The 12,848-nt window shown below is 24.4% G+C and carries 17 protein-coding genes; all 17 read right to left on the bottom strand.

The genetic code is table 4. The annotated features are described in order from the left end of the window. Positions 1-227 precede the first annotated feature (227 nt). Entirely contained in the window at positions 228-1,046 is an 819-nt protein-coding gene (gene grpE, locus LQ356_RS02005; protein ID WP_405311137.1) for a nucleotide exchange factor GrpE, read from the bottom strand. Further along, entirely contained in the window at positions 1,036-2,070 is a 1,035-nt protein-coding gene (hrcA, locus tag LQ356_RS02000; protein ID WP_405311135.1) for a heat-inducible transcriptional repressor HrcA, read from the bottom strand. Before hrcA ends, grpE begins: the two co-directional genes overlap by 11 nt. 78 nt (positions 2,071-2,148) lie before the next feature. Beyond that, complete coding sequence (mnmA, locus tag LQ356_RS01995; RefSeq protein ID WP_405311134.1) at positions 2,149-3,264, bottom strand: tRNA 2-thiouridine(34) synthase MnmA; 1,116 nt, start codon at positions 3,262-3,264, stop codon at positions 2,149-2,151. Positions 3,265-3,280: 16 nt separating this feature from the next. Continuing rightward, positions 3,281-3,451 (bottom strand): hypothetical protein, encoded by a 171-nt coding sequence (locus LQ356_RS01990; protein WP_405311132.1) that lies wholly within the window; start codon positions 3,449-3,451, stop codon positions 3,281-3,283. A gap of 52 nt (positions 3,452-3,503) precedes the next feature. Next, a complete protein-coding gene (gene rplT / locus LQ356_RS01985; protein ID WP_405311130.1) occupies positions 3,504-3,860 on the bottom strand; it encodes a 50S ribosomal protein L20 in 357 nt (118 codons plus the stop codon). A 22-nt stretch (positions 3,861-3,882) separates the two neighbouring features. Then, on the bottom strand, positions 3,883-4,071 hold the full coding sequence (gene rpmI / locus LQ356_RS01980) for a 50S ribosomal protein L35 (RefSeq protein WP_405311128.1): 189 nt from the start codon (positions 4,069-4,071) through the stop codon (positions 3,883-3,885). Beyond that, positions 4,052-4,639, bottom strand: coding sequence for a translation initiation factor IF-3 (gene infC, locus LQ356_RS01975; protein ID WP_405312170.1), 588 nt, complete (start codon positions 4,637-4,639; stop codon positions 4,052-4,054). The genes rpmI and infC overlap by 20 nt, the downstream gene beginning before the upstream one ends. A 237-nt stretch (positions 4,640-4,876) precedes the next feature. Continuing rightward, positions 4,877-5,044, bottom strand: coding sequence for a hypothetical protein (locus LQ356_RS01970; protein WP_405311126.1), 168 nt, complete (start codon positions 5,042-5,044; stop codon positions 4,877-4,879). Further along, complete coding sequence (locus LQ356_RS01965; protein WP_405311124.1) at positions 5,013-5,771, bottom strand: Fic family protein; 759 nt, start codon at positions 5,769-5,771, stop codon at positions 5,013-5,015. The genes LQ356_RS01970 and LQ356_RS01965 overlap by 32 nt, the downstream gene beginning before the upstream one ends. Positions 5,772-5,899: 128 nt before the next feature. Then, on the bottom strand, positions 5,900-7,012 hold the full coding sequence (locus LQ356_RS01960; RefSeq protein WP_405311122.1) for a nicotinate-nucleotide adenylyltransferase: 1,113 nt from the start codon (positions 7,010-7,012) through the stop codon (positions 5,900-5,902). A gap of 11 nt (positions 7,013-7,023) precedes the next feature. Next, positions 7,024-8,235 carry a Y-family DNA polymerase gene (locus LQ356_RS01955; RefSeq protein WP_405311120.1) on the bottom strand — a complete coding sequence of 404 codons (1,212 nt, stop codon included), beginning with the start codon at positions 8,233-8,235 and terminating at the stop codon, positions 7,024-7,026. After that, on the bottom strand, positions 8,228-8,668 hold the full coding sequence (locus tag LQ356_RS01950; RefSeq protein ID WP_405311118.1) for an iron-sulfur cluster assembly scaffold protein: 441 nt from the start codon (positions 8,666-8,668) through the stop codon (positions 8,228-8,230). Before LQ356_RS01950 ends, LQ356_RS01955 begins: the two co-directional genes overlap by 8 nt. After that, entirely contained in the window at positions 8,640-9,815 is a 1,176-nt protein-coding gene (locus LQ356_RS01945; protein ID WP_405311116.1) for an aminotransferase class V-fold PLP-dependent enzyme, read from the bottom strand. The genes LQ356_RS01950 and LQ356_RS01945 overlap by 29 nt, the downstream gene beginning before the upstream one ends. A gap of 2 nt (positions 9,816-9,817) precedes the next feature. Continuing rightward, on the bottom strand, positions 9,818-10,549 hold the full coding sequence (locus LQ356_RS01940; RefSeq protein ID WP_405311114.1) for a TlyA family RNA methyltransferase: 732 nt from the start codon (positions 10,547-10,549) through the stop codon (positions 9,818-9,820). A gap of 3 nt (positions 10,550-10,552) precedes the next feature. After that, entirely contained in the window at positions 10,553-10,996 is a 444-nt protein-coding gene (locus tag LQ356_RS01935; protein ID WP_405311112.1) for a transcription antitermination factor NusB, read from the bottom strand. A 1-nt stretch (position 10,997) separates the two neighbouring features. Then, positions 10,998-11,804, bottom strand: coding sequence for a TIGR00282 family metallophosphoesterase (locus LQ356_RS01930; protein WP_405311110.1), 807 nt, complete (start codon positions 11,802-11,804; stop codon positions 10,998-11,000). 41 nt (positions 11,805-11,845) lie between these two features. After that, complete coding sequence (gene recA, locus LQ356_RS01925) at positions 11,846-12,847, bottom strand: recombinase RecA (RefSeq protein WP_405311108.1); 1,002 nt, start codon at positions 12,845-12,847, stop codon at positions 11,846-11,848. Position 12,848 lies beyond the last annotated feature (1 nt).

Below are 12,848 nucleotides of genomic sequence, written 5' to 3'. Positions count from 1 at the left end.
TTATCTATAAATAATCGTTTTTTAATTATGTATCTTATAATTTTAGCACTTTATTAATGAGAGTGCTAATTTTTTTTAATTTTTTATTGTGGTATCCCGAATAATCTAATATTCTTTTTTAGTCTTTTACATATAAAACTTGACAAATATTAAAATTGACTCTATTTAAAACTTTAAAAAGAAAATAAAAAATTACAATTACCTAAAATAATCATAATTTTTCTTGTTTATTTATAAACTACAACTAAGGCAGGTTTAATAGTTCTGTCATTTAATTTATAACCAATGTTTTTAATTTCAGCAATAAGATCTTTTTCTTTTTCAGACTTTGCCTCAATCATTTCATAAACTTGGTGTATTTCAGGGTTATATTTATCTCCGACTAAAGGAATAATTTTTGAAATACCAAATTCTTCTAGAATACTATCCATTTGTTTATATAACATTTTAAAGCCTGTATTAAAATTAATTACAATATCATTTTGAATATTATTTGCAGCTTTTGTAGCTAAATCTAAATTATTCAAAGGAATAATAAATTTTTCGAAAAATTTTTGCAAAGCGAATTTCTTTTCTTCATCAATTCTTACTTTTAAATGTTCATTATTTTTATTAACATGTTCATTAATAGTTGCTTGAGCTTTTGCTTGCAAGGTTTCAACTTCTTTTTTAAAAGTTAATTCAGCAACATCATATTTTGCTTTAGATTCATTGTATGCTTTATTTAATTTAGCAATTTCCTCATCACGAGAATCAATTTGCGTATTTAAATATTTCATTTCAATAATTAAATTAACAAATCTTTCAGGAGTTTTAAAATGTTTTAATAATTGAATTTCAAAAACATTTTTCTTATCTTCAGGGTTAACAAAAGTTAATTTTTCTTCAGTAAATTCTTGACCGATTAAAAAATTTTCAATTCTTTCATCAAATGGATCTAGGCCAATATATATTTTTACTTCTTCTTTTGGAAATGTTTTAACTTCTTTTTTGTGTTTGAATTCTTTAATTGTAAATTCAAGATAATCAAATTTTTTAATTTTCATTATTTTTCTCCTTATCAATTAGTTTTTCTAATATGTTTATTGTTTCAAATGATTCTTCAAAATTAATATTTGATGGTCCAACAACACTAATTTCTTTGATATTTTTACTATTATTAAAATTTATTTTCTTACTTATTATACTTAAATTTGGTCTAGATAAATCTAATTTAATATTATTATCTTCATCTAAATTGTTTTCAATTGCTTCTCATACTGAATGTTTTTCAATTAATTCAAATACTTTAGCAATATCTTCACGACTTATATTTTCAGATAGAATAATAGCTCCTTTATTGTATGTTTTATTATGAGTTTCTTCCTCGAATACAAAAATTGTTTTAATAAATTTTTGCATAATGATTTCATAGTTTTTAACTTGCGCTTGAAATATTGGCATAAGTGCATTTGCTTTTTCACTTAATTTTATTAATGGTATATCTATTAGACGTTCTTTAAACAAACGAATCGCTACTTTTAAATCATTAAGTTGAATTTGATTTGAATCATAATTAAACATTTTGCTTTCAACACGTCCTGTACTAGTAACTAATACTACAATTGAACTATTTTCATTTAATGGTGTTAATTGAATACTTTTTAATGTTTCAGATGCATTATTAGTTGTTGCAATCACAGTAAAATTAGCCATTTTGCTAATTACTGAAGCTGCTTCATCTAATGTTGTATCTATATTAAGACGTCTTTTTGCTAATAAATCATCTAATTTTTCATTAAAATATTTTTTAGGATTATATACTAAATATTTAGCATAAAATTCTAACCCTTTTGTAGAAGGAATTCTTCCCCCAGAAATGTGTTGTTTTTCAAGAAATTCAAGTTTTTCTAAATGAGCCATTATATTTCTTATAGTTGCAGAACTACAACTTAAGTCGCATTTTTCAACTAATTTCTGCGAACCAATTGGTTCACCTGTTTGAATATAAGTTTCAACAATTAGCTTAAAAATATTAGCTTGTTTATCGTTTAAAACATAATTTTTATTTTTATTATCTGCTCTCAACATTACCCTTTCCTAAAATTTTATATTTAAATTTTAGCACTCTTTTAGCAGATTAATAGTTTTATTGCTAAAAGTTGATAACTATAGATATGTTTTTTTGATATCATCATTAAATACTTCATCAATAATAGCGCCTAATACAACTTTATTGCCTTCATAAACTACTACTTGTTGCCCTGGTGTTATAGCATTTAATAATGGATATTTAATCAAAACATGATTATCATCAATAATTTCAAGATTAATCTTTACATCGTCTTGGCGATATCTAAATTTGGCAGTTAAATTATTTAAATCATAATTTTTTGCTAAAAAATTAGGATTAATTGCTATTAATTTGTTTGAATTTAGATATTCAATATGATCATCATTGGCTACATATAATATTTTCTTTGCAAGATTATGCCCCACAACAAAATATGGTTTTGTAAAGCCTCCTAAATTTAAACCCTTTCGTTGACCGATTGTATAATACATAGTTCCTTGATGCTTTCCGACTATTTTATTGGTTGCAATATCAATAATATTACCTTCCTGGGCGGGAATGTAATTTTTTAAAAATTCAGTAAAATGACGTTCTCCAATAAAACATATTCCCGTTGAATCTTTTTTATTTGCAGTGATTAAATTTAAGTCTTTAGCAATTTTTCTTACTTCAGTTTTATATAAATTGGCTAATGGAAAAATAACTTTTTTTAGTTGTTCATTTGAAAGTTGAGCTAAAAAGTATGATTGATCTTTAGACAAATCTTTTGCTTTAAAAAGTTCACCATTAATTGTATTTGCATAATGTCCCATAGCAATATAATCAGCTTTAAGTTCATTAAAAGCATAATTAGCAAAATAAGAAAACTTGATATATTTATTACAAAATATATCAGGGTTTGGAGTTCTCCCAATTTTATATTCATTGATTAAATAACTAAAGACATAATCTCAATATTCTTTAACAAAATCAATACGATAAAGTTTAATACCTATTTTATCAGCAACAGATTTAGCATCAAAATAGTCTTGCTCTTGTGGGCAAATTGATTGATTAATATTTTGATTGCCTTTGAAATCATTATTTAAAAATGAATCTCAATTACGCATAAAAAGGCCAATGACTTCATAGCCTTGTTTTTTTAACAAATAGGCACAAACACTAGAATCAACTCCACCGCTTAAACCTAGTACAACTCTTTGCTTTTTCATGTTATTATTTTATATTTTAAAATAATTTTCTTTCAAATGTAACAAATAAAATTCCTGTTCATTTTGGTCAAAAAAGTATACTAAATACTCTTCATCCTTGTTTAGCTTCTATATTAATATGTGCATTAAAATCTTTAGAATTTTTATATTCTATACATTTATATTCATATTCTTGCTTATATTGCATAGTAAACTCCTTATTATTGAAAAGACTCACATATGAATGCAAGTCTTTTCAATTATTTTAATAAAGCCTTTTTTGCTTTTTCAACAATACTATTAAATACATTTTCATGATTAATAGCAAGTTCAGATAACATCTTACGGTTAATTTGAATATTTGCACTTTTTAGACCACTAATTAATCTAGAATATGTAATTCCCAATGGACGACATGCAGCATTAATTCTAGCAATTCATAATTTTCTAAATTCTCTTTTAATTTGTTTACGATCTCTAAATGCATAAGTTCAAGATTTAACAACCGCTTGTTTAGCAACTTTAAAACCAATTGATTTGTGTCCTCAATATCCTTTAGCTAATTTTAATCATTTATTACGTCTTCTTCTTGTAACTATTCCACCTTTTGTACGCATAATAATTCCTTTCGAAAACTAATTAAATTAGTTCCTTATATCTTTTAAAATCTGAATGTGATAATTGTGAAGATTTTCTTGAGTGACGTTTTTGTTTAGTTGTTTTATTTTGAGCTAAATGTGATCTATATGCATTTCCGCGTTTAACTTTTCCAGTTGAAGTTATTTTAATTCTTTTTTTCAATGCTGATTTAGTTTTCATCTTTGGCATCTTTTTCTCCTTTATCATTTAAAGTTTCACTCTTTTTTAAGGCGTCGACTTTTTTCTTATCTTTTTCAATAAACATATCTAGAAAACGATCGTTTTGAAGAGTTGGAGCTTTTGTTATTTTTGCAACATCTTCAACAAGAGCAAAAAATTTATTTAAAATTTCATCGCCAAGATCTGTTCTAGTTCTTTCTCTTCCTCTAAATTTAACTGAAACTTTAACTCTATTACCATCAAGAATAAATTCTTTTGCTTTTTTAGCTTTAGTTTTTAAATCATGTTCACCTATTAAAGGTGTTAATCTAATTTCTCGATTTACTGTAACAGTTTGTTTTTCTTTATTTAATTTTTGTTTTTTCTTTTTATCGTATTTAAATTTACCATAATCCATTATTCTTGTAATTGGTCTATTTTCATCTAAAGCAATTAGAACTAAATCCATCTTTTCTTCAGATGCTTTAGATATTGCTTCTTCTTTAGTCATAACACCAAGTTTTTCACCTTCAGGACCAATTACATATACCTTTTTATAAGGTATATCATGATTAACAACATGTTCAGACTTTGGTAATTTACTATTTGATTTTTTATCTAATAATTGAATAATTAACTCCTATTAAAAATAAAAAGTGGTTTTATCCACTTCTCAACTACATTATGTTATATAAAAAAATAACAAATAATTTATGTAGCAAACCCAGCAAATGGTCACTAAGGTGAGAAATGAATCTTCTTTCTTGCTTTATAAATAAGCTAATTCATTATAACACAAACAATAAATAATTATTTATTTTAATGATTTTATAAATTAATTATCTAAAATTGACAAATATAGATCTAATCTTTGATTTAAATATTTAGCAAGCATATTTGACATTTTAGATACATTATGTTTTCTGTGAAAATCATTAAATGCCTCATAATACTCTGAACGATCTTTAAATTTAATATCAATTGGAGAATATCCTGCCTTCATTAGTTCTAAAATTTATTAATAATCTGCCCGTTCTTCCATTGCCATCTATAAAAGGATGAATGCTTTCAAATTCAAGATGAAAACGAGCAAGTTTAGTAATAATGTCTTCATTACTATTCTTATATTGATGTAATAATTCTTCCATTGTTGGAATAATTAAATATGGTTGCACCGGTTTATGCAATGATCCAATAATTTGTACAGGTATTTTCCTGTATATTCCTCGATCTTCTTTTTTATGTGCTAAAACTAAATAATGAATGTCTTTCATCACTTTTTCAGATATTTCTATATTTTTGCTAACAAGTTCTTTTACATAATCAAATGCTTCTTTATGCCCAATAACTTCTAAATGTTCTTTTAATGATTTTTTATTAATAGTAATTCCCCTAAGAACCAAGTCAGTTTCTCTCAAGGTTAAACTATTACCTTCAATTGCATTTGAATTATAAGTGTATTCCGTTAAAAATTCTTCATTTAATCTTTCTAATTCACCATGTGTTAAAGATCTTCTTTTTTTGAGAATTTCTAATTTGTGTTCAATAATAGAGATGAGTGATTCTTTAATTTTATATCTTCCATCAGTGGGTTTTGGTTCATCAGAAGGTATTTTTCAAGTTTTGCCTTCTTGATATGCATCAGCGATTTTTCCTTCCAAACACAATTTTCGCACTCTTCGATCAGATATTTCTCATTTTTTAGCAGCTTCTTTAACTGTAATATACATATTTTATTCCTTTAAATTATTTCAATTATACATTTTATTGGAATAATAATATTTAATCGGAACAATATATATCACTCATCGGAACAATACAATATTAAAATTTATAATACGTCCCACTCAACTAAAATTTAATAAATTATTTTATTTATTTTTGATCATTTTCTATATATTTTTTCTTGTTCTTTAGTAAAAATAACTTTTTTATTTAAATTGTAATCAATTGCACAAATTTTGACAACTTTAGCAAAACCTTCGTCAAAATTTTGGAAAACTAATTTACGAATTCCTTGAACGCCTTCAAATTTTCTTCCTTCACATATTTTGTCCGCAACAAAAAGTATTTTATCTAATAAAGTTAGATCATTATCCAAACTTGTATGAATTTTAATAGCATTTAAAACATTTTTATGTGGATATTTATATAAATCTAATAAAAAATAATAAGCAGTATTTTGATGCAATTGATAAGGATATATTGCATAAATATCATTCACATATTTTTTTAAAAACTCATATGATTTAGTTTCGTTTCATTCTTTAGTAATGTCATGCATATATCCTGCTTCATAAGCTTGTTTATGAAATAATTTGTCATTTGGCAGTAAATATTTAGCTAATTTAACGGCGAAATCTGCACAATTTTTTAGATGAACATATCTAGGATGTGATAATGTATTACGAGCAATGTCATCAAAATATAAAAAGTTTTCCCCTATATAATCTTGAACTTTTTCATCTACATATTCTAAATTACCTTTTTTATATTCAGTTGAACTAAAATTATTTATTTGATTATTTAACAATAAACAATTAAATTTTTTTATATTTATGTGAGAAACATAATTATTTCTTTTAAAAACAACTATTTTAACAATAGACGCAATTTCATCTATATTTTTTCAATCATTTAATTTTGCTACATTATCAGAGCCTATTAATAAAAAAATTTCATCATTTTTGTATATATTTTTAAAATGTTTTACTGTTTCAATCGTATAAGACTTAAATTGTTTTTTGATTTCAAAATCTGATATTTCAACATTATCAAAATTACTTAGAGCAATTTTTAACATGTTTAGTCTATGCATGCTAGACACGGGCTTTTTATTTTTGAATGGGTTAATATTAGCGGGAACAAATATTAATTTATCCAAATTTAAAAATTTGATCGCTTGTTTTGCAATTTCAACATGTCCTTTATGAATTGGATCAAAACTTCCTCCAAAAATACCTATTTTCACATTACTTCCTTTTATCAATTATCTTCTTTTAGAAATTTTATACTTTTTGACTTAGACTGGTTTTCTAATTTAATTTGATTTGCTGATTTTAATACTTGTTTTTCAAATTTATTGTTAACTATATTCATTATTTCTTCAGCTTTTGTCATCTTTATATTTGAAAATAAATCAATTTCTTTTTTGTCAAATATTGATCTTAAATTTGAAACCCTAGCGCCAATTCCTCTAATTAATTCACCATTTCAATTATCATTAAATAATGATAAAACATTTTTTAAAATAATTCCTTCATTATTAGTATACATATCAATTTTCCTTTGAAATGTATGCCATTGTTTATCAATGTTTCTAATTTGTAATGATATATTATTACCTTCTAAATTTTGATGAATCAAACGCTTGGAAATATTTAATACTATTTCTTTTAATTTATTTTTTAAATTGGTTTCATTATCACTATCTTCCTGCATAAAAGTTACTGAATTACTAATTCCTTTAGGACTAAATTCGCTTATTATCTTTTCAGTGTTATTTTCACCTTTCATTTGTAAAAGCATACTATAAAAATTTTTGCCAAATACTTTTCGCAAATATTCATAATTATCGTATGTTATTAAATCTTTATATTTAAAAATACCGACACTATTTAATTTTGGAACGGATGATTTCCCAATTCCAAAAACATTATCAATGTCTAAATTATAAAAATTAGTTTCTATATCTTCTTTCTTTGTTCACACTATTCCATGAGGTTTCGCTTTATTAGTTGACATTTTTGCTAAAAATTTAGTGTATGAAATCCCGATTGAACAAGGAATACCAACTTTTTCAAAAATCTTATTTTGAATATTGGAGGCAATAAAAATAGGATCATCTAACTCATTTAGTTGAAGTTCAAGAAAACATTCATCAATTGAATATATTTCAATTTTAGATGAAAAATTATCTTTCAAAAAATTAAATATATTATGAGCAGTTGAAGTATATAAATTATAATGAGGTTCAACAATAATTAAATCTTTAACTCTCTCTTTTAATAAATAAATTGGGTCACCTGCTTTAAATCCCATTTGTTTTAACTCATGAGATATTGAACTTGCAATACTTCGTTTATATTCTTTTGCTATAGCGATTGGTTTATTCTTAAGATTAGGAAAAAATTTTCTTTCACAACTAACAAAAAAAGAATCCATATCAATATGAAAAATATAAGTTTTATTCATTTATTTCTCTTTTAAGTGCACGATAAATAATTGAAGCACATTCAATTCTATTTAAATGTGTTCCAACATTTTTAAATACTAATAATTTATCCAATTTGTCAAAGTTATCACTAATATTTTTATTGTTAATTAAATCAAAATATAGATTGGATATTTCTTTTATTTCATCAATATGTTTGTTTATTATTAACTCACACATCAAATCACAAGAAGCTAGAAAAACAGCACATCCAATTGCTTTATATTCAACATTAATTAATTTAGCATTATTTCAACTAAAATTAATTTGTAAATCATCAACGCAAATTTTTGAATGCTCAGTTATTGTTTTATTTGTAACGTTAATATTTTCTTTTTTGTATTTAGGATTTTGATATGCATTAAAAATTATTTGTTGTATTTCTTTATTTGTATAAAAATTCAAGGAAATCACCACCTTTTTTTAATGTTTTTACTAATATATCAACATCTCTTTTTGTATTATAAAATGAAATAGATATTCTTATATAACTGTTTTTATATTTAATATTGTTATTTTTTGTAATCATATGTGCACAAAAAATACCTGAACGTACATAAACATTTTTATGGCCTAAATAAGAGGCTACATCTTGAGAAGGTATATTTTTTACATTGAAAAGCAAAATTAAATCGCCCCTTTTTGATTCAATAACTATATTATTTAATTTGCTTAATTCATCATATAAATAATTTGCAAGTTTGTTTTCAATTTGGTTTATTTTTTTATAACTAATTAATTTTATAAAATTAATAGCAGCGTTTAAACCTAAAATACCGGCAAAATTTAATGTTCCGGGTTCATATTTATATAGACTGTTTTTTGCAGTTCATACATTATAATCAATATTTTGAACTTGTCCTCCACCTCATTTTTGCGGTTCAAGTTTTCTTAATAAATCTTCTTTAACACACAAAATGCCAACACCAGTTGGACCATATAATTTATTTCCTGAAAATACAATGACATCAGAATTATGCAAACTTATTTTTTGATGAGCAATGACTTGGGCTGCATCATTAATCAATATGATGTTTTTTTCTTTACACAATTTATAAATTATTTCAAGATCATATGTGACATTAAAATTATTTGTAATTTGCGATAAAGAAATTATTTTAGTTTTATTATTTATTAATTTTAACAATGAATTCATATCACTAAAATAATTAATTTTTATATTTGAGTTTTTAAATATTTCAATAAATGGAACTATGTTAGAACTATGGTTATAATAAGAAAGTAATATCTCACCATCAAAAATAATTTTAGATAACATACGGATGATAAGATTTAAAGATTCGGTGGTTCCGGATGTAAAAATAATTTCGTTTTCTTTAGCATCAATTAAAGATCCAATATTATTTTTTGTTTGCGATATTAAGTTAGACATTTTTATTCCCAATGTTGAGTCTGATGTTCTAGTTGAAACAGAATATTTTGTATAAAAATCATTAATTGATTTAATTACTAGTTTTGGTTTGAATGTTAAGGCAGAATTATCAAAATAAACAATATTTTTATTGTTTTTAAACATTGGAAACATTTTTTTATAACTCATATTTATTCCTTTTCAAACAGTGATATATATTCAATGTTCTTAGATTTATATCCTTTAATTGGGCTTTTAGAAATATCTAAAAATTTAAATCCTTTTTCATTTGCATACTCAATGATTTTATTAATTATATTTTGATGGTGAATTTCATCAACAATTCCACCTTTTGAAACTAGATTTGACGATGCTTCAAATTGTGGCTTAATTAATACCATTAATTTTATTTTACTTTTTAAGAAATTCCTACAAACATCAAAAACATTTTTCACACTTATAAACGAAACATCACAACTCACAAAATCAATGTTTTCGGAAAAGAATGTTTGATTTAAGCCTTTTAAATTTGTTTTTTCATACAAAATTACATTTTTATTTGTTCTTAATGAATAATCAAGTTGATTGGTACCAACATCAATCGCATATACTTTTTTAGCACCTTTTTCTAATTCAACTTGGACAAATCCACCTGTTGAACTACCAATATCTAAACAAATTAAATCAACTAAATTAAGCTTAAATTTATCAATCGCTTCTAGCAATTTATAAGCACCTCTAGATACATATTGTTTTGATTCTAAATAATATATATTAATGTTATTTTCATCAAATTTTAAATGAGGCAAAAAAACTTTTTCATTATTAATAATAAATTTACCTTCTTTAATAAGTGAAATTAATAATTTTTCATCTTTATTGGGATATTTGCTAATTAATATTTTTATTAATTCTTTTTTCATATATTATTTCTTTGTTTCAAATGAAATTTGATTAGTTTTTAAAAGCGTATCTAAAACTTTATTAACCAATTTATATTCATCACCAATAGTATAAATTTTAGTTATATTTACCATTTCGTTAATTACCACTTTAGGTTCATTAATAAATAATTCATATAAACCATACAATAATATTGCCCTTATTAAAGGTTGTAATCGTTCTCAAATTCAAGCATTATTAAGCGCTTTAATAATTAAATTTTTAAACAAAACATACTTATTTTGAATAATGGTTAATGTTTGAACTTCAAAATTATTCAAATCATTATTACTAAATATTTCATTAACATTCACTTTTTCATCAAATAATTCAAATTGATAAATATAAGTAATTATTTTTACTCTTTTATTAAATGAATTTATTAGAAATAAATTCTTTTTATCTTCATTACTTAATTTATTTTCCATATTAATTTTCCTGAATGTTGATTATTTGAAATTTTTTGTCTTTTGGATTTTTAGTTAATGTAAAAACAATTCCATTAATTTGGCATTTATTTTTTGAAACTTTAAATGAAACAAATGAGTTATATCTCATTTTTTCATAAACTTCTTGAAAATTAGAACCAATAGCACAATTTGTAGGCCCACACATTCCAGCATCAGTTAAATAATATGTCCCTTTAGGTAAAATTCTTCCATCATTAGTTTGAACATGAGTATGAGTTCCAAAAAACGCATCAACTTTACCATCAACATATAATGAAAATACAGATTTTTCAGCAGTTGTTTCAGCATGAAAATCAATTATGTAATAATCTGTTTTATTTTGTTCATATAATTCATCAAATTTATCAAAAAAGTTATTTGCTTGTTCTTCTTCTCATGGATGAAGTAAGGGGTTAAATGTAATGCCCATAAATGACATTATTGCAATTGTGCTACCTTTAATATTAAAAATATTAATGCCTTTCCCTGGGTATTTATCATCAATATTTGCAGGACGAATTAAATCATTATTATTAATGATTTGATGAATTTTTTCTTTAGCTCATACATGATTGCCTAATGTAAATGCATTTATTCCTATTGATTTTAATCTTTCATAATCTTTAGGTTCAAAACCTTTACGCCCAGAAACATTTTCAGCCTGAGCAATAATAAAATCAATATTGTATTTTTCCTTAATTGATGGTAAATTGTTTTCTAATATTTTTATTCCCGGTTCTCCAAAAATGTCACCTAAAAATAAGACATTAATATTTTCTTTATTCATAATAAAATTATTATATATTTAAATTATTATTATGATTAAGATTATTCATTTAATTTATCTAAAACCAATTTTTCAATTTTATCTTTTAATTCTCTATTAGTTTCAAACAACATTTGTAAATTTGCAATTCCTTGTGCAATATTTTCGCCTTCAAAACTATATCAAGACCCTTTTTTGGTCAAAATATTAAATTCTTCAGCAAAATTAATGATTTCGCTATTCTTTGATATTCCTTTTGAAAATACTATTTCAATTTGAGCAGTTTTATATGGAGCAGCTAATTTGTTTTTAACAACTTTGCATTTAACTTGATTACCAAATATTTCTGAACCATTAGCCAATGATTGCATTTTTCTAACTTCCAATCTAATTGTTGAATAAAATTTAAGTGCTTTACCGCCTGGTGTAGTTTCTGGATTGCCAAACATCACCCCAATTTTTTCTCTGATTTGATTTATAAAAATAATTGATGTTTTATTTTTAGATAATGAAGCAGTAATCTTACGTAACGCTTTAGACATAAGTCTAGCTTGGGCGCCTACAACTTGATCGCGCATTTCTCCGTTTAGTTCAGCTTCAGGAACTAATGCAGCAACTGAATCAACTACAATTAAGTCAAGTGCTCCGGTTTTTGCTAAACAATCAACTATTTCTAGCGCTTGTTCTCCGGAATCTGGTTGTGATAAAATTAAATTGTTGATATCAACACCTAAATTATTAGCATAAATTGGATCAATTGAATGTTCAGCATCAATAAAAGCTGCAACACCTCCCGATTTTTGAACTTCAGCAATTGCATGTAATGCAATAGTTGTTTTCCCACTACTTTCAGGCCCATATATTTCAATAACGCGCCCTTTAGGCCACCCATTTATTCCCAACGCTTTATTTATTGCTAGTGAACCTGAATCTATAATTTCGGGAATAATGTCAGGTTTATCGCCTAGAATCATAATGGATTCACGGCCAAATTTTTTTTCAATTTCTTTTAGAGTTTCTTCTAAAAGTTTATTTTCAGTTTGTTGTTTATTATTTTGTTTCATT

The sequence above is a fragment of the Metamycoplasma faucium genome (assembly GCF_045160055.1).
GTDB lineage: Bacteria > Bacillota_I > Bacilli_A > Mycoplasmatales > Metamycoplasmataceae > Metamycoplasma > Metamycoplasma faucium.
This window is presented reverse-complemented; position numbering and strand designations above follow the sequence as displayed.